This is a genomic window from Streptomyces sp. TG1A-60, assembly GCF_037201975.1.
Classification (GTDB): Bacteria; Actinomycetota; Actinomycetes; order Streptomycetales; family Streptomycetaceae; genus Streptomyces.
This window is the reverse complement of the sequence record NZ_CP147520.1, coordinates 7,051,093-7,067,443: the sequence shown is the minus strand read 5'-3', so window position 1 is coordinate 7,067,443 and position 16,351 is coordinate 7,051,093. Positions and strand designations below refer to the sequence as shown.

Here is a 16,351-nt window from a genome sequence, read left to right as displayed (position 1 = left end):
GATGCGTGGCGGCCGGGCGGCGCGGTTCCCCACGCCCCTGACGGGGCGCGGGCAGCTCTCCGTGACTCAGACCGAGCTCGTCGACAAGGAAGTGCGCTCACCGCAGGCACCGGCTCCCAACGCCCCGTCCAGGTCCGCCCACAGATCCTCGACGTCCTCCAGACCCACCGACATCCGCAGCAGCCGGTCACTCACCCCGGCGCATCGCCGGTCCGTCTCCTCGACGATGCGGTGGCTGATGGAGGCCGGGTGCTGGATGAGGGTGTCGACGCTGCCGAGGCTGACGGCGGGTGTGATCAGGCGGACGGCGGCGATGACGTCGTGGGGGTCGCCGTGGACCTCGAAGGCGATCATGGCGCCGCCGATGCGCGGATAGTGGACGCGGGCGACGCGTGGGTCGGCGGCGAGGCGGCGTACGAGTTCCGCGGCGGCCCCGGAGGCCGCGCGGACCCGTACGGGAAGGGTGGACAGGCCGCGCAGCAGCAGGTAGCCGGCGAGCGGGTGGAGCACGCCGCCGGTGGCGAAGCGGACCTGGCGCAGCCGCCCGGCGAACTCCTCGTCGCAGGCCACGACCCCGGCCATGACGTCCCCGTGGCCGCCGAGGTACTTGGTGGCGCTGTGCAGGACGAGCCGGGCGCCCTGTTCGACCGGGCGTTGCAGGACCGGTGTGGCGAAGGTGTTGTCCGCGAGGAGCGGGACCGAGCCACAGGCATGGGCGAGGCCCCGCAGATCGATTTCGGCCAGGGTCGGGTTGGCCGGGGACTCCACCAGCACGAGACCGGTGTCGGGGCGCAGCGCGTCCGCGACACCGGCCGGGTCGACCCAGGTGACCTCGGTGCCGAGCAGCCCGGCGGTGAGGAGATGGTCGCTACACCCGTACAGGGGCCGTACGGCGACGACGTGGCGCAGGCCCATCGAGGCGCGGACGAGGAGGACGGCGCTCAGCGCGGCCATGCCGCTGGCGAAGGCGACCGCGCTCTCGGTGCCTTCGAGGCGGGCGAGGGCGGTCTCGAAACGGGCGACGGTGGGGTTGCCGAGCCGTCCGTAGATCGGCGGCCCGTCCGGTTCGGCGCCGTCGGTGGCGAAGGCGTCGATGCGGGCGGCCTCGCCCCGGCTGTCGTACGAGGGGTAGGTGGTCGACAGGTCGATCGGCGGGGCGTGCAGGCCCTGGCGCGCGAGGTCGTCGCGGCCGGCGTGCACGGCCTCGGTGGCCAGTGCTCTCGGCGTGGTACGTGCGTGGTCGTACGCGTGCGTGCTCGCTGAGTCCATGGACACCAGAGTGAACATCGACCGGGTTCTGGGGATCGAACACCGTGATACGTTCGGGCAATGTCCGATTCCGTCGTACTCGATCCGGTGGATCTCCATCTTCTGCGGCTGTTGCAGAACGACGCCCGGACGACGTACCGGGATCTCGCCGCGCAGGTCGGGGTCGCGCCGTCGACCTGTCTGGACCGGGTGACGCGGCTGCGGCGCGCGGGCGTGATCCTCGGCCATCAGCTGCGGCTCGATCCGGCCAAACTGGGGCGGGGGCTGGAGGCGCTGCTGTCGGTGCAGGTCAGGCCGCATCGGCGGGAGCTGGTGGGGCCGTTCGTGGAGCGGATCAGGGCGCTGCCGGAGTCCCGGACCGTCTACCACCTCACCGGGCCGGACGACTATCTCGTGCATGTCGCGGTCGCGGACATGGCGGATCTGCAGCGGCTGGTCCTCGACGAGTTCACCTCGCGGCGGGAGGTGGCGCGGGTGGAGACCCGGTTGATCTTCCAGCAGTGGGACTGCGGACCGCTGCTGCCGCCGGACACCGACCGGAGCGCGCCGGGCGCGCCCTGAGGCCGGTCACGCCCCGATGAGTCCGATCACGCCCTGAGCGGAATCCGGCCGACGTAAGGCCCAAGTGCCCGTCAAGCAGCTGACACCGCCCCGGTCGCCGTACCAGGATTGTCGGCATGTCTGACACCAGGAGTCCCAACCCCCTGCCCCGCGAGGTCGCCGACGCGTACGTCGACGACCTCATCGCCCTCGACCCCGTGACCGGTACGTATCTGGGCGTGAAGGAGAGTTCCAGCAGGTTGCCGGACACCTCACCGGCAGGCGGGGAGGCCCGTGCGGAGCTGATCCGGACGACGCTCGCGCGGCTCGACGAGGCGGAGCGGCAGCCCGGCGCGGACAGTGACATCGAGCGCCGGTGCGCACGCCTGCTGCGCGAGCGGCTGTCGGCGGAGCTGGCCGTGCACGAGGCCGACGAGGGCCTGCGCGCGGTCGGCAACATGGTGACGCCGCCGCACGAGGTCCGCGAGGTCTTCACCATCACGCCGGCCGAGACCGAGGAGGACTGGGCGGCGATCGCGAAGCGGCTGCGGGCGGTGCCGACGGCGTACGCCGGTTACCGCGAGTCCCTCGCGCTCGGTCTGGAGCGCAGGCTGTACGCGGGCCCGCGCCCGACCGCGACGTTCATCTGCCAGCTCGCCGAGTGGGCGGACACCGACGGCTCGGGACGCGGCTGGTTCGAGGACTTCGCGGCGGCGGGCCCCGACTCGCTGCGCGGCGAGCTCGACGAGGCCGCCCGCGCGGCGACGCGGGCGGTGATCGAGCTGCACGACTGGATGCGTGACGTGTACGCCCCGGCGGTCGAGGGCGCGCCGAACACGGTCGGCCGGGAGCGCTACGCCACGCTGGTCCGCCACTTCACGGGGGCGGACCCGGACCTCGACGAGGCGTACGCGTACGGCTGGACCGAGTTCCACCGGCTGCTCGGCGAGATGGAACGGGAGGCCGCGAAGATCCTGCCCGGCGCCGAGACACCCTGGGTGGCGCTCGCGCATCTGGACGAGCACGGCCGGCACATCGAGGGCGTCGACGAGGTCCGCGACTGGCTGCAGTCCCTGATGGACGAGGCGATCAAGGCGCTGGACGGCACGCACTTCGACCTCGCGGAGCCGGTGCGCAGGGTCGAGTCGTGCATCGCCCCGCCGGGCGGCGCCGCGGCCCCGTACTACTCGGCACCGACCGAGGACTTCTCCCGTCCCGGCCGCACCTGGCTGCCGACGATGGGCGCGACCCGCTTCCCGGTGTACGACCTGGTATCCACCTGGTACCACGAGGGCGTCCCCGGGCATCACCTGCAGCTCGCGCAGTGGGTCTACGTGAAGGACCACCTCTCCCGCTACCAGGCCACCATCGGCGGTGTGAGCGCCAACGCGGAGGGCTGGGCCCTGTACGCGGAGCGGCTCATGGACGAGTTGGGCTTCCTCAAGGACGCGGAGGAGCGGCTCGGCTACCTGGACGCGCAGATGATGCGCGCGGCCCGGGTCATCGTCGACATCGGCATGCACCTGGAGCTGGACATCCCGGCGGACTCCCCCTTCCACCCGGGCGAGCGCTGGACCGTCGATCTGGCGCAGGAGTTCTTCGGCTCCCACAGCAGCCGCCCCGCGGACTACGTCGAGAGCGAGCTGACGCGCTATCTGACGATGCCGGGCCAGGCCATCGGCTACAAGCTCGGTGAGCGCGCCTGGCTCCTCGGCCGTGAGAACGCGAAGCGGCGCCACGGCGACGCCTTCGACGCCAAGGCCTGGCACATGGCCGCGCTGTCCCAGGGGTCCCTGGGCCTGGACGATCTGGTGGACGAGCTGTCCCGGCTGTGAGCCGGGCCGGCCGGGCCCACCGCGACGCGGCCGGCCTGGCCCGGCCGCCGCGTCGGTTCAGTCCGTCAGAGGTCTCACCCGGACGAGGCCGAGCCAGGTCTCCGGCCCCGTCGAGACGGACGCGGCGCGGACCCCGTACCGCCCGGGGTCCAGCTCCACCCGTACATGGTCCGTGTCCCGGAAGGCGCCCCCGGGCCGGGCCGCGTCGAACAGGACGACCGGTCCCGGCACCCTCCACCGCGTCTCCGGCCCCCAGACCGCCGCGTCGAGTGCCGCCGGCACGTCCACGAGGAGTTCGGTCTCGCGGCCGGCCGCGTACCGGCGTACGAAGGTGCCGTGCTCGGGCAGGTAGGCGGTGGGGGCGCCTTCGGGGCCGAGGACCAGGGCGCGGCTGTCGCCGACCGGCAGGAGGCCGAGGTGTCCGTCGACGCCGCAGGCCCGGTCGTGGTCGGACGACGTCTCGTCGCCGTCGGCGCCCGCCCAGAACGGCAGTACCGCTTCGGGTATCGCGATGAGCGGTCCGCCGCTCGACCCCACCCACCGCACCGCATCGGCAACCACCGCATTCACGTATCGAGCCATGCCCCGAAGCTACACGTGCGGGATGGGGGCCTGGCTCACCACCCCTCAGCCTTTTGACAGATCGTCAGCAACCGCCGTGCTCGGCGTCCACCGGCGCGGTCGTCGGCGAGTCCCGTGACCCAGCGGGTGCGACGACCGGAGGAGGTGTCGGGCGCGATCGGCGCACTGTGGTCGGTGACGACGAGTGTCGTCCACTCTCCTCGCCGCTCCCCCGAACGGCCCCTCGGTCACTGACCGCGCTGCCGGACCACCGACCCCGTCCGCCCCTTGACGATCTCCAGTTGCGCGTGGATGCGCCGCCGCAGGTCGGCCACGTGGCTGACGATGCCGACGCTGCGGTCGCGTTCGCGGAGCGAGTCGAGGACGTCGAGGACCTCGTCGAGGGTCTGGTCGTCGAGGCTGCCGAACCCCTCGTCGATGAAGAGGGTGTCCAGACGTACGCCGCCCGCCTCGTCGGTGACCACGTCGGCGAGGCCGAGGGCGAGCGCGAGCGAGGCGAAGAACGTCTCGCCGCCGGAGAGCGTGGCCGTGTCGCGCTCCCGGCCGGTCCACGCGTCCACGACGTGCAGTCCGAGCCCGCTGCGGCCCCGTCCGGCCCGGTCGTCGGAGTGCACGAGGGTGTAGCGGCCGGAGGACATGCGCTTCAGCCGTACGGTCGCGGCGGCGGCGACCTGTTCCAGGCGCGCGGCGAGCACGTAGGACTCCAGGCGCATCCTGCGCTCGTTGTCCGCCGAGGTGCCGGCCGCGAGTGAGGCCATGCGGGCGACGCGATCGTACTCCTCACGCAGCGGTGCCAGTCGGCGTACGGAGACGGTGGCCCGCGCGGACAGCCGGTCGAGTTCGGCGCGGCGCCGCTCGGCGGCGTCCCACGCGGAGACGGTGTCCTGGAGCCGCCGGGCGGCGGCTGCGGCGTCCCGCTCGGCCGTCGCGAGGTCGGCGGGCGGCTGCTGGGCGGCGGCTGCCGTGTCGGCCTCGGCGAGCACGCCCCGCACGGCCGCCTCCTCCGACTGCCAGGCGTCGAGACGGTGTCGCAGGTCCCGGTGGGCGGCGTCGTCGAGGAGGGCGGTGGCCGCGGCCTGCGGGGTGTCGAACCCGGCGCGGAAGGCCGCGTCGGCGAGCCGCGCGTCGGCGTCCTTGAGCCGCTGCGCGCTGTCGCCTGCGGCCCGCGCGGCCTCGGCGGCCTCGGTCAGGAGTCCGGCCGTCCGCTCCAGTTGCGCGGCCCGCGCGGCCACACTTTCGGCGTCACCCCGCGCCTGCGCCAGCTCCCCCTCCAGCGCGACCCGTTCTCGCTCCAGCGCATCCCGCCGGGTGGTGCGGGACGCGGCCCTGACGGCCGCCTCCCGCTGCGCGGCGGTCCGCCGGTCGCGCTCCTGTTCGGCGTGCAGCAGGGCCTCGCGCGCAGGGTGCAGCAGGGAGGCACCCCGGCGCGCCCGCGCGTACTCCTCCTCCAGCTCCTTCACCAGCGCGGCGAGGCGTTCGGTCGGCGCGTCCCCGGCCTCGGCGCCGGCTGCGGCCAACGCCCGCTGCACGAGAGCGAGTTGCCGCTCGGCCTCGGCCCGCTCCTCGTCGGCCCGCTGGAACGCGGCGAGCGCACGCTCCTCCGTCTCGCGGTCCACGTGTCCGGCGACCTTCTGGGCGGGCTCGGGGTGTTCGGTGCCGCCGCAGACGGCGCACGGCCGGCCGTCGACGAGCCCGGCGGCGAGTTCCGCCGCGATGCCCAGCAGACGCTGTTCCTTGAGGTCGAGCCAGTGGGCGCGCGCCTCGACCGCGCGCTCGGCCAGCCGCAGGACACGCGCCTGGGCCTCGTCGGCGTCCCGGGCGAACCTGTCACGCTGACGGGCGGCGCTGAGCCGCTGCTCGGCGGGTTCCCGCCGCACGGCGAGCTGTTCGGCCCGGGTTGCGGCCTCCTGGGCGGACTCGATGCGGGACCGCAGGTCCGCCTGGGTGGTCTCCCACTTGGCCAGCCAGCCTTCGGTGTCCTGGAGGACGTCCTCGTCGGCCCGTTCCTCGCCGTCCAGCTCCGCGCGTTCGGCGACCAGTTCGGCCAGCCGCCGCTCGGCACGGCGGGCCGACTCCAGCCCGCCCAGTTCCTCGGCGGCCTTCCGTGCGGCGGTCGCGAGCCCGGCGGCACCGGCGTCGGCGTACGTCTGCGGCAGTTCGCCGCGCGCGCGTACCTCCTCCACGCCGGCGCGCCGGTGCTCGGCCTCGGCCGCGTCCCTCAGCTCCAGCGCGGGAGCCACGGTCTCGGCCTTGCGGGCCCGCTCCATCCGCGCCCGGTCCTCCCGGTGGGCCTCCGCCCGCTCCTCCAGCCGCTCGGCCCGCTCCCGCGCCTGCGCGAACCGCCCCTGCAGCCGCGCGACTTCACGTACGTCCTCCAGCACGCGCTCGGCCGCGGCCAGCGCCGACTCCGCCGCCGCACGGGCGCAGTGCGCGATGGTCTGCCGCTCGCGGGCGGTGCTGCGGGCGACGGCGGCCCACTCCAGCACGGCCTCGGCCAGCCCCGGGTCGCCGGGCGCCGGCTCGGGCGGTTCCGGCGCCTCCCCGGCCGCCTGCTGCATACGGTGGGCGTCGGCGAGCAGTTCCGCGTCGCCCTCGCGCACCTGGGCCTCGGTGGCCCGGCGCCGGTCGGCGAGCCGCTTCTCTACGGCGGCGAACCGGTGGGTGTCGAAGAGCCGGCCGAGCAGCCGGCCCCGTGCTTCGGCGTCCGCGCGCAGGAAGCGCGCGAAGTCGCCCTGCGGCAACAGCACGACCTGGCAGAACTGCTCGCGGCTCATCCCCAGGACCTGGGTGATCTCCTCGCCGATCTCCTGGTGGGAGCGGCTGAGGTCCTTCCAGGAGCCCGTGCCCGCGTCGTACTCGCGCAGCCGGCTCTGCGCCTTGTCGACCGTGGTGCCCGTGCCACGCTTTTTGGAACGCTCCCACGGCGGCTGCCGGGCGACCTCCAGCCGGCGTCCCGCGACGCTCAGTTCGAGGCGGACCTCGGTGCGCGTCGCGGGGTCCGCGTGATCGCTGCGCAGGGTCGTGCCCTGACCGCTCTGCCGGGCGCCCGGCACCGAGCCGTACAGCGCGTAGCAGACCGCGTCCAGGACGGAGGTCTTGCCGGCACCGGTCGGGCCGTGCAGCAGGAAGAGACCGGCGGTGGAGAGGTCGTCGAAGTCGACGGACTGGGCACCGCCGAAGGGGCCGAAGGCCGTGATGTCGAGCCGGTGCAGTCTCATCGGGTCCCTCCCGGACCGGTCCGGCGCAGTCGGCGCGGGCGGCTCATCGGGCGACCTCCCGGACCGTCTCGTCGGCCCGTACGGCGTCGAACGCGTCCCTGAGCACGGTCTGTTCGTGCGCGTCGGGACCGGCGCCGCGGACGTGGGCCACGAAGTCCTCCGCGATCTGCTGGTCGTCGCGGCCGGCGAGGCGCCGGGCGTAGGAGACGTCCGGGTCGCCGGGAACGCGCTCGGGGTCGAAGACGAGGCTGAGCGTGTGCGGGAAGCGTTCGCAAAGCCGGGCCATGGGCTCGGCGGGGCGCACCGGGTCGGTGAGGGTGGCCTCGACCCATGCCTCCTCGTGCCGCGCCAGCTCGGGGTCGGCGACCAGGTCGTCCAACCGCCCGCGGATCCGGGCGAGCGCGCGCGGTACCGGGCAGTCGATCCGCTCGGCGTCGACCGAGCCGTCGGCTCCGAGGTCCACCAGCCACATGGTCTTGCGGTGGTCGGTCTCCGAGAAGGAGTACGGCAGCGGGGAGCCCGAGTAGCGCACACGGTCGGTGATGGTCTGGCTGCCGTGCAGATGGCCCAGTGCCACGTAGTCGACGCCGTCGAAGATCCCGGCGGGCACGGAGGAGACCCCGCCGACGGAGATGTCCCGCTCGCTGTCGCTGGGCGCGCCACCGGTCACGAACGCATGGGCCAGGACGACGGAACGGGTGCCCGCCGCGCGCGTGGCCAGGTCCGCCCGGACGCGGTCCATGGCGGCGGCGAGCACCGCCTCGTGACCCGCTTTCTCCACCCCGAACTCGTCCTTCACCAGGGCGGGTTCAAGATACGGCAGCCCGTAGAAAGCGACGTCGCCGTGGGCGTCCGGCAAGGTCACCGGGGTCCCGGCCGCGGAGGCCGCGGTCCGCAGATGGATGCCCGCCCGGCCGATCAGGCCCGCGCCGACGCCCAACCGCCGTGCCGAGTCGTGGTTCCCGGAGATCATCACCGTGGGGACGCCCAGCTCGGCCAGGCGGTGGAGGGCGTCGTCGAAGAGCTCGACGGCGGCCAGCGGCGGCACCGCCCGGTCGTAGACGTCACCGGACACGACCACCGCGTCCACGGCACGCTCCCGCACGGTCGTGACGAGGTGACCGATGAACCCGGCCTGCGCGTCGAGCATGTTCACCCGGTGGAACGCCCGACCGAGATGCCAGTCGGAAGTGTGCAGCACTCTCAAGAAACCGCTCCGACCCGCACGTCTCCCCCTACGACCCCTCCACCATCCTGGCACCGACCACGCTAACGCCTGCGAGAACCCGATCTCTCACAAACCCCGTTCTGTCGCGGCGATCGGCAACGAATCGCCGCACATGCCGGATGCGAGAGGAATCAACCGGATGCGAGAGGAATCAGGAGGTTCGGTCGCGCGGGCGAGCGCCGGGGCTTCGCGCCTACGCGTCCCCGTACGCCTCCGCCCCGAGTTCGAACCCGGCCGTGCCCGCGGTGATGCCGGCGAGCCAGGCGCGGAAGGCGTCCACGCCGGCGTCGGGCAGTGCGATCTCGATGGTCACGGCCTCGCCGTAGCGCACGTCACGGACCTCGTGTCCGGTGGACCGCAGGTCGTTCTCCACCTTGCCGGCACGCTGGTGGTCGACGGTCACCGTGGCCAGCCGGAAGCGTCGGCGCGTGCGGGTGCCGAGGGTGTCCAGCGCCTCGCCCACCGCACCGCCGTACGCCCTGATGAGACCGCCGGCGCCGAGCTTGACGCCGCCGTAGTACCGGGTGACGACGGCGACGACGTACCGCATGTCCCGGCGCAGCAGCATCTGCAGCATGGGGGCGCCGGCCGTGCCGCCGGGCTCGCCGTCGTCGCTCGCCTTCTGGACGGCCGCGTCGGCGCCGATGACGTACGCGTAGCAGTTGTGCGTGGCGGCGGCGTGCTCCTTGCGGACGGCGGCGACGAAGTCCTGGGCCTCCCGCTCGGTGGCGGCCGGGGCGAGCGCGCACAGGAAGCGGGAACGGTTGACCTCGGTCTCGTGCACGCCGGCGCGGGCGACGGTGCGGTACTCGTCCTGCATCCGGCCACCCTATGCGCAGGCCGGCGCGCGCCCGCGCGAAGCACCGTCCGGCACCCGGTCACACCTCCTTCTTGCCCCTGGCCACGATCATGTCCGTCAGCAGGGCCGTGCCGGGGGCGAGCGAGGCCCAGGTCTCGCCGTGCCAGGAGAGGAACGCGATCGCCGAGGTGGGGAACTTGGCCCGTACGTCGTCCAGAGCGCCGTCGAGGGCGTCCCCGGCCAGGTCCAGCACCAGTTCCTCCAGGGCGGGGTTGTGGCCGACGAGCAGCAGCGTCCTCACCTGATCGGGGACCTCGCGCACCACGTCGAGCAGTTCCGGCACACCGGCCGCGTACAGCCGCCGGTCGTGCCGCACGGGCGGCGGCGTCCCCCACTGCGCGGAGGCCAACTCCCAGGTCCGGCGCGCCCGTACGGCCGTGGAGCACAGGGCGAGGTCGGGCAGCCAGTCCGCGTCGGCGAGCGCCCGCCCGGCGGCGGGGGCGTCGCGACGGCCGCGCGGCGCCAGGGGCCGCTCGTGGTCGGGTACGCCGATGGGCCAGGCGGATTTGGCGTGCCGCAGGACGACGAGTTCGCGCAGCGGGCCCGCTCCGGCGCGCGCGATCACGCCGGCGTTCCGATCTCACGGGTGAGCTCCAGCCCGAGGAGCCGGTCCGCGTGGGCGAACGTCTCGAACCGCGCCCCGTCCGGCATGTCCCGCGCCCGCTCCACGTCCCGCAGGACGCCGAGCACCGCGAGCATGTCGAGGTCGTCCTCCCACGCGGCGCGCAACGCCTGCCGTACATGCTCGGGGACCGGCTTCGACGGCCGCGTCGCCCAGGCCGCCACCGCCTCGCGCCAGTGGCCGAGCAGGCCGGCGGCCTCTTCCAGAGCGGCGGCGTCGAGGGCCGCGGGGGTCCGGCGGGGCCGGGCGAGGAGGGCGAGCCGAAGGGCGGTCCCCGACGCGGCCGGCTCCTCGGGTCCGGTCACCGCGGCGACCTCGACCCTGACCCCCGCCTCGGCACCATCGCCCACCGGTCCTCCCGCGCCGACGACGTCCAGCACCCGCTGCCCTCCCCTCGTCACGGTGGCATCGGTGGACCGGATACCGAGGCCGTCGGCGCGCTCACGTAGTGCGGCGGACGGATCGGCGACCAGGAGGACGGGCATTCCACCCAGTTCCAGGGCCCGGGCGAGGACATCGGCGACCAGCAGGACGCGGAGGGCCGAGGTGTCGTTCCCCGGCACATGGGCGTGGACCCGGGTGAGCGCCCTGTGGACCTCGGCGGGCTCGCCGGTCCGGGCGTCGGCGATACGCAGCACGGGGTGAGCGTAGGCGCGGGGACGGCCGAGCGCAGTACGGAGGGCGGCATTCCGGTCATCGTTCCCCTCCAAGAATCGCGGACCCGAAAAGCGCGGGCCCGGGAATCGCGGGGGTACCCCTCGCTGTTGCCGCAGGCAGCCCCGTCACCGGGTGCCCTTACACGAACAGAGGAGACGGCACATGTACGGCGACCCCGCCACGATCCGCAAGATCCTGTCGGAACTCGGCGACACCTGGGCCGTCGTGGGCCTGTCCACCAACCGCGACCGCGCGGCGTACGGCGTCGCCGCGGTCCTCCAGCGCTACGGCAAGCGCGTCGTCCCGGTGCATCCCAAGGCCGAGACCGTGCACGGCGAACGGGGCTACGCCTCCCTCGCCGACATCCCCTTCCCCGTCGACGTCGTGGACGTCTTCGTCAACAGCGGTCTGGCGGGCCCCGTCGCCGACGAGGCCATCCGCATCGGCGCCAAGGCGGTCTGGTTCCAGTTGGGTGTCATCGACGAGGAGGCCTACCACCGCACCCGCGAGTCCGGCCTCGACATGGTCATGGACCACTGCCCTGCGATCGAGATACCACGCCTGGGCTGAAGCCTTCAGGGGCGCGAGGAGGAACCGCGCGACGGTCCACGGACGAGGCGCACCCGTCCGCAGACGACCCCCAACCCCCGGGGCTTCCAGGGGCTCAGCCTCTGAATGCCGGCGCGGTCGTCGAGGCAGTCGGGGGCAGGGGTGGCGTGGTCGAAGTTCCCGACGGGGGCGCGCATGCGCGCCCCCGTGACAGGGCCTGTGGACGGTCGGGGCGGCGTCTCGGCCCGGTGCCTCAGCGCACGGGCGGGACCGACACCGTCAGCACCATCTCCGTCGGCACGTCGCCCTGGTTCGCGTACGCGTGCGGCGCGTTGGCCTCGAAGGTGACGCTCGCGCCGGCCGGGACACGGTACTCCGCGCCCTCGACGGTGAGCGTCAGCTCGCCCCCCATGACGTGGGCGATCTCGACCGTGCCCACGGGGTGCGGATCCGAGCGGCTGCTCTCCCCCGGCATCAGCCGCCAGTCCCACATCTCCAGCGGGCCGGGCGCCTCCGTGCCGGCGAGGAGCCTGCTGTAGCTGCCCGCGTCCGTGTGCCACAGCCGGACCACCTGCTCGGCCGGCACGATCCGGACCTTCGGGCCCTGCTCGTAGTCGAGCAGCGTGGTGACGCTGACGCCGAGAGCGTCGCCGATCTTGACGACGGTGCCGAGGCTGGGGTTGGTGCGGGCCTGCTCGATCTGGATGAGCATGCCGCGGCTGACTCCTGCGCGGGCGGCGAGGGTGTCCAGGGTGAAGCCCCGCTCGGTGCGCCAGCGCTTGACGTTCCGCGCCAGGGACTGGGTCAGCAGGTCGAGATCCGACACATTTCGTCCAATACTCTGGATGACAGAGTTCAACACGGTGAACTGCGATGTGATACACCCTCCGTTCACCGAACTTTACTGCGAGGCCCAGCGCACCTTCTCACCCCGGTGAGGGCCGTGCCACGAACTCTCAGGCGGACTCGCCCGACCCCTCCACATCCCACTCGGCCAACGCCAGCAACTGTTCCGGCGTGATTCCGTCGGGGATCGGCACCGGCGCGGGCGTCCGGATCGGCGGCTGCCACCCGTCGACCGGGTCCCAGGACCGCACGACCCGCGCGGGCGCCCCGGCCACCACCGAGTGGTCCGGGACCACTCCGCGTACGACCGCGCCAGCGGCCACCACCACGTTCCGCCCGACCCGCGCCCCCGGCAGGATCACCGCCCCCGTGCCGATCCAGCAGCCGTGCCCGATCGACACCGGGTCCATTCGCGGCCACTGCTTGCCGATGGGCTCGTACGGGTCGTCGTACGAGTGGTTCGTGGAGGTGACGTACACATACGGCCCGAAGTAGCAGTCGCTGCCGATGGTGACCGTGCTGTCGGCGATGACATGACTGCCCCGGCCGAGGACGACGCCGTCACCGATGCGCAGGATCGGCTCGGCGCCGAGGTCGAGATCGGGCATCAGCCCGGCGGTCAGGGTGACCTGCTCGCCGATGATGCAGTGGGCGCCGAGATGGATCCACGGCTCACCGAAGACCGTGCCGAGCGGGAAGGCCAGCCTGGTACCTGTTCCCATCGCGCCGAACCGGAAGCGGCCGGGCCGCTCAGCCGTCACCGACCCCGTGCGCTGCAGCCACGCCCAGCCCGCGTGGACGGCGCGCTGCGCGACGCGGCGCTGCCAGGACGAGAACGTGTTCCTGCTCTTCGGCACCCGCTCACCGTACTCACCGGGCGGCACACGCATGGCGTGGTACGGCTGTGATCTTCGCCCCACGCGATGTCCACCCCATGGCTTACGGTGCGGGTGAGGACTGATCCACCACGGCCACCACCAGGAGACGGCGATGAACCGGCAGCGGGCCCTGATCACGACATTCGGCGGCAGGAAGCCGGACGTGGAGGAGGCCGCCTTCGTCTCCCCCACGTCGGTGGTGATCGGCGACGTGACGCTGCGGCCCGGCGCGAGCGTCTGGTACGGGGCGGTGCTGCGGGCCGAGTTCGAGCCGATCGTCATCGGCGCGGACGCCAACGTCCAGGACAACTGCACCCTGCACGTCGACATCGGTTTCCCCATCTCGATCGGCGAGCGGGTCTCGATCGGACACAACGCGGTGGTGCACGGGGCGACCGTCGAGGACGACTGCCTGATCGGGATGGGCGCGACCGTGCTGAACGGCGCGGTGATCGGCGCGGGGTCGCTCGTGGCCGCGCAGGCGTTGGTACCACAGGGGATGCGCGTGCCGCCCGGTTCGCTGGTGGCGGGCGTGCCGGCCAAGGTGAAGCGGCCCCTCACCGATGAGGAGCGTGAGCTGGTCACCGCGAACGGCACGCATTACACGGATCTGGCGAAGGCGCACCGGGAGGCGCAGCAGGAGTACGGCGCCTGAACCACGCCTAAACCGTCAGCGGTTGGCGGGGCTGGCGCCGCTCCCCGGCGGTCAGCAGATTCCGCAGGCGGGCCCTCGCCCTGGTCGGCGCCCTCGAGGATGTGGAAACGCCGGGGTCAGACGTTGGGGCGCAGGGTCCAGACGACGGTCATCTCGCCGGTCACGGCACCGTCGGCGCGCTGGATGGCGATGGCGACGGGGAACTCGGGGCGCTGTCCGGCGTCGAGTTCGGCGACGACCTCGGCGGCGGGGCGGCCGAGCGTGGCGGTGGCCGTGACAGGCCCCATCGCGAGTTTCCTGTAGGCGATCTCGGCGCTGACCGCGAGCGGTACGGCACGGGAGAGCTGGTCCCCGAACGCGGCGAGCACGATCGCACCGCTCGCCGACTCGCCCAGCGTGAACATCGCTCCGGCGTGCGGCCCGCCGACGTGGTTGTGGAACTCATCCTGGTCCGGCAGCGCCACCACGGCCTTCTCCGGCGTGGCCTCCAGGAACTCCAGGTTCAAAGTCCTGGCCATCGGCACCGTGGCGGCGAGCATCTCGCCGATCGACATCTGGTCTGCGCTCATGACCCGAATGTTACCGATGAGTATCCATTCTGGCCAGGGTCGCCCGCGCCCGGAGAAGGTCCCGGACGCGACGGCGCGGAAGACCCTGGGGACCCGTACGTCTCCATGAGGATCCGACACGTCCTGACTCGTCTCCGCACCAGGCGGCCTGGTACGACAGCGGCTACTGCCGGCCGGACCCGAGAACTTCGCCCCCGACGAAGAGGCCCAGCCGTGCACGACGGTACCGGCGTGGACGACGACGAAGTCCCCGAGGCGGCCGTCGAGAGGATCCTCAGGCCGGTACGGCCGCACGGCGATCCGGCGGTCGGCTGACGGGCCACCGGGTCAAAAGTCGTCGGGTCGGGGCGTTTTGGAGCCGTTCGTCCCGACCGCACATGCCCTTCACGGACTCCCGTGGCACCCCGCCCCCCGCCACATCTATGGTTACCAGCCATGTGGCCAGGACAGCAGCAGCCGCCCGGGGGCGAGCACCAACCGCAGCAGCCGAACCCGTACCAGCAGCCGGGGTACGACCAGTCGGGACAGTCGGGATACCAGCAACCGGGGTACCAGCAACCCAATCCCTATCAGCAGCCCGGATATCAGTCGACGGGGCAGCAGCCGCAGTACGGGCAGCAACCGCAGTGGGGCACGCCGGCCCCCGTGGGCACGCCGGTTCCGCCGGGCGGAGGCGGCGGCAACCGGACGAAGGTGGTCGCGATCGTCGCGGCCACGGCCGTCGTCGTGGCCGCCGGAGTGACGGGCTTCCTGGTCCTCGGCGACAACGGTGACACGAAGAAGACGACCGCGCGGTCCTCGCCTTCGGTCTCCCCGTCGCCGACCGCGTCCGAGAGCACCGAGGACAACCCCCGCGGCGAGGACGCCGGGGCACAACCCACCGTCGACGGCTGGAAGGTCGTCGTGAACCCCAAGTGGGGGACGGCCTTCGACGTGCCCGCCGAATGGGACGTCCGGTCGCCCGGCAGCTTCATCGGCTTCGAGGACGCCGAGAAGGACGACGGTTCGGCCCTCATCGGCATGACGGCACCCGCCGTCCTCAAGGAGAAGTGGTGCACGTCCGACGACGACAAGGACGGCAACGAGGAGTCGACTTCCCTCGCCGCCGCGGGCACCAAGGGCCAGCAGGGCGCCAAGGACACCGAGGACATCGCCCGCAACGACTCGGCGTGGTGGGTCTTCGGCGGTTACACCGACCAGAAGGACGCCTCCAAGAAGCTGATGACCATCGGCAAGCCCGCGCCGTACACCACGGCGTCGGGCGTCGAGGGCAGCCTCGCGACCACGTACTCGAAGGGCGTGGCCAAGAAGGACAAGTGCGACAGGGATGGCAAGGCGACCACGTTCGCCTTCAAGAACTCGGCCGGTGACTACGTCTCCTGGACCTTCCACGGGGCGAAGGGCGTGAAGGACGAGGTCCCGGACGCGACGGTGGAGAAGATCCTCAGCACGGTACGGCTGTACGGCGACCCGACGGGCGGCTGAGCCGGCACCGGGTGCCGGGGCAGGCGGGCGCGAGCTCTACGGCCGACGGCTTCGGTGCCCGGTGCCCGGGAGAGCGTCGCCCACTGGCCCGATCTTGTCGTAGGCCATGCGGAGGCGGTTGGGCGGGAGTCGTCGAGGCCGCGATGGTCGGCGGGTGACGACTCCCGCCGCCTTCCGCCGCCGCCCCGCCTGGGCCGGCCGCGACTGCACCCTGCCGACGACGGCCGCGGTCGTCACCAACCTGGGCAGCCACGGCGTCCTGATCGCCGCCGCGTTCGCGGTCCTGGAGGCGGGCGGGGACGTCGGTCTCGTCGCGGCGCCGCGGACCCTGCCGCTGGTGCTGTTCCCGCTGATCGGCGGTGCGGTCGGGGACCGGCTGCCCCGGCACCGGGTGATGGTCGCGGCGAACGTTCGCCACCGCCCTGGCGGGCCCCGCCGAGAGCGCCTTCGGGCGTGCTGCGACCGCCCTGTGGGGCCGCGCCGCGCTGTGCGTGGCGGCGACAGCGGCGGCGGTCCAGTGCGTACGCGACGTACGGAACCCGACCCGGCGCAGCAAGCC

At 73.0% G+C, this 16,351-nt stretch carries 15 protein-coding genes and 2 pseudogenes; 7 read left to right on the top strand and 10 right to left on the bottom strand.

Features of this window, described 5'->3' with window-relative positions:
• Positions 1-66 precede the first annotated feature (66 nt).
• A complete protein-coding gene (locus WBG99_RS31025) occupies positions 67-1,269 on the bottom strand; it encodes a PLP-dependent transferase (protein ID WP_338899505.1) in 1,203 nt (400 codons plus the stop codon).
• Positions 1,270-1,329: 60 nt separating this feature from the next.
• On the opposite strand from WBG99_RS31025, the gene WBG99_RS31020 reads away from it, so the two are divergent.
• On the top strand, positions 1,330-1,830 hold the full coding sequence (locus WBG99_RS31020; protein ID WP_338899503.1) for an Lrp/AsnC family transcriptional regulator: 501 nt from the start codon (positions 1,330-1,332) through the stop codon (positions 1,828-1,830).
• A gap of 116 nt (positions 1,831-1,946) precedes the next feature.
• Entirely contained in the window at positions 1,947-3,644 is a 1,698-nt protein-coding gene (locus tag WBG99_RS31015; RefSeq protein WP_338899501.1) for a DUF885 domain-containing protein, read from the top strand.
• A 57-nt stretch (positions 3,645-3,701) separates the two neighbouring features.
• Here WBG99_RS31015 and WBG99_RS31010 read toward each other — a convergent pair whose 3' ends face one another.
• Positions 3,702-4,226, bottom strand: coding sequence for an Imm21 family immunity protein (locus WBG99_RS31010; protein ID WP_338899499.1), 525 nt, complete (start codon positions 4,224-4,226; stop codon positions 3,702-3,704).
• A gap of 126 nt (positions 4,227-4,352) precedes the next feature.
• Between WBG99_RS31010 and WBG99_RS31005 the strand changes: the two are divergent.
• Positions 4,353-4,460: pseudogene (locus tag WBG99_RS31005) on the top strand (Lrp/AsnC family transcriptional regulator); the annotation flags it as partial.
• On the opposite strand, the gene WBG99_RS31000 reads toward WBG99_RS31005, so the two are convergent.
• From WBG99_RS31000 to WBG99_RS30980, 5 genes are all read right to left on the bottom strand, one after another.
• Positions 4,454-7,444, bottom strand: a complete 2,991-nt coding sequence (locus WBG99_RS31000) for an SMC family ATPase (protein WP_338899497.1) — start codon at positions 7,442-7,444, stop codon at positions 4,454-4,456. The pseudogene WBG99_RS31005 and the gene WBG99_RS31000 overlap by 7 nt on opposite strands.
• Before the next feature lie 43 nt (positions 7,445-7,487).
• Positions 7,488-8,651 (bottom strand): exonuclease SbcCD subunit D, encoded by a 1,164-nt coding sequence (locus WBG99_RS30995; protein ID WP_338899496.1) that lies wholly within the window; start codon positions 8,649-8,651, stop codon positions 7,488-7,490.
• 214 nt (positions 8,652-8,865) lie between these two features.
• Positions 8,866-9,492, bottom strand: coding sequence for a YigZ family protein (locus WBG99_RS30990; RefSeq protein WP_338899495.1), 627 nt, complete (start codon positions 9,490-9,492; stop codon positions 8,866-8,868).
• Between the two features lie 58 nt (positions 9,493-9,550).
• The gene (locus WBG99_RS30985) at positions 9,551-10,096 is read right to left on the bottom strand and encodes a histidine phosphatase family protein (RefSeq protein ID WP_338899493.1); all 546 of its coding nucleotides are present in this window, start codon (positions 10,094-10,096) and stop codon (positions 9,551-9,553) included.
• Positions 10,093-10,791 carry a hypothetical protein gene (locus WBG99_RS30980; protein WP_338899491.1) on the bottom strand — a complete coding sequence of 233 codons (699 nt, stop codon included), beginning with the start codon at positions 10,789-10,791 and terminating at the stop codon, positions 10,093-10,095. Before WBG99_RS30980 ends, WBG99_RS30985 begins: the two co-directional genes overlap by 4 nt.
• Before the next feature lie 181 nt (positions 10,792-10,972).
• Between WBG99_RS30980 and WBG99_RS30975 the strand changes: the two genes are divergently transcribed.
• A complete protein-coding gene (locus tag WBG99_RS30975) occupies positions 10,973-11,380 on the top strand; it encodes a CoA-binding protein (protein WP_338899489.1) in 408 nt (135 codons plus the stop codon).
• A 232-nt stretch (positions 11,381-11,612) separates the two neighbouring features.
• Here WBG99_RS30975 and WBG99_RS30970 read toward each other — a convergent pair whose 3' ends face one another.
• Both WBG99_RS30970 and WBG99_RS30965 read right to left on the bottom strand, forming a co-directional pair.
• Positions 11,613-12,185 carry an XRE family transcriptional regulator gene (locus WBG99_RS30970; RefSeq protein ID WP_338899487.1) on the bottom strand — a complete coding sequence of 191 codons (573 nt, stop codon included), beginning with the start codon at positions 12,183-12,185 and terminating at the stop codon, positions 11,613-11,615.
• Between the two features lie 130 nt (positions 12,186-12,315).
• Complete coding sequence (locus WBG99_RS30965; RefSeq protein WP_338899486.1) at positions 12,316-13,095, bottom strand: acyltransferase; 780 nt, start codon at positions 13,093-13,095, stop codon at positions 12,316-12,318.
• Positions 13,096-13,195: 100 nt separating this feature from the next.
• On the opposite strand from WBG99_RS30965, the gene WBG99_RS30960 reads away from it, so the two are divergent.
• Positions 13,196-13,738: a gamma carbonic anhydrase family protein gene (locus WBG99_RS30960; RefSeq protein WP_338899484.1), complete on the top strand. Its 543-nt coding sequence runs from the start codon at positions 13,196-13,198 to the stop codon at positions 13,736-13,738.
• Between the two features lie 116 nt (positions 13,739-13,854).
• Here WBG99_RS30960 and WBG99_RS30955 read toward each other — a convergent pair whose 3' ends face one another.
• On the bottom strand, positions 13,855-14,292 hold the full coding sequence (locus WBG99_RS30955; protein ID WP_338900537.1) for a DUF4442 domain-containing protein: 438 nt from the start codon (positions 14,290-14,292) through the stop codon (positions 13,855-13,857).
• Positions 14,293-14,742: 450 nt separating this feature from the next.
• On the opposite strand from WBG99_RS30955, the gene WBG99_RS30950 reads away from it, so the two are divergent.
• Together WBG99_RS30950 and WBG99_RS30945 are read left to right on the top strand one after the other, a co-directional pair.
• A complete protein-coding gene (locus WBG99_RS30950; RefSeq protein ID WP_338899483.1) occupies positions 14,743-15,792 on the top strand; it encodes a hypothetical protein in 1,050 nt (349 codons plus the stop codon).
• Between the two features lie 154 nt (positions 15,793-15,946).
• Positions 15,947-16,201, top strand: a pseudogene (locus tag WBG99_RS30945) (MFS transporter); the annotation flags it as partial.
• Between the last annotated feature and the right edge of the window lie 150 nt (positions 16,202-16,351).

Excerpts from the sequence above, each read along its gene's own strand:
- WBG99_RS30975 (WP_338899489.1), top strand. The coding sequence starts at position 10,973 with ATGTACGGCGACCCCGCCACGATCCGCAAGATCCTGTCGGAACTCGGC.
- WBG99_RS30950 (WP_338899483.1), top strand. The coding sequence starts at position 14,743 with ATGTGGCCAGGACAGCAGCAGCCGCCCGGGGGCGAGCACCAACCGCAG.
- WBG99_RS31015 (WP_338899501.1), top strand. The coding sequence starts at position 1,947 with ATGTCTGACACCAGGAGTCCCAACCCCCTGCCCCGCGAGGTCGCCGAC.
- WBG99_RS30990 (WP_338899495.1), bottom strand. The coding sequence starts at position 9,492 with ATGCAGGACGAGTACCGCACCGTCGCCCGCGCCGGCGTGCACGAGACC.
- WBG99_RS30965 (WP_338899486.1), bottom strand. The coding sequence starts at position 13,095 with ATGCGTGTGCCGCCCGGTGAGTACGGTGAGCGGGTGCCGAAGAGCAGG.
- WBG99_RS31020 (WP_338899503.1), top strand. The coding sequence starts at position 1,330 with ATGTCCGATTCCGTCGTACTCGATCCGGTGGATCTCCATCTTCTGCGG.
- WBG99_RS31025 (WP_338899505.1), bottom strand. The coding sequence starts at position 1,269 with ATGGACTCAGCGAGCACGCACGCGTACGACCACGCACGTACCACGCCG.
- WBG99_RS31010 (WP_338899499.1), bottom strand. The coding sequence starts at position 4,226 with ATGGCTCGATACGTGAATGCGGTGGTTGCCGATGCGGTGCGGTGGGTG.
- WBG99_RS30960 (WP_338899484.1), top strand. The coding sequence starts at position 13,196 with ATGAACCGGCAGCGGGCCCTGATCACGACATTCGGCGGCAGGAAGCCG.
- WBG99_RS31000 (WP_338899497.1), bottom strand. The coding sequence starts at position 7,444 with ATGAGACTGCACCGGCTCGACATCACGGCCTTCGGCCCCTTCGGCGGT.
- WBG99_RS30955 (WP_338900537.1), bottom strand. The coding sequence starts at position 14,292 with ATGTCGATCGGCGAGATGCTCGCCGCCACGGTGCCGATGGCCAGGACT.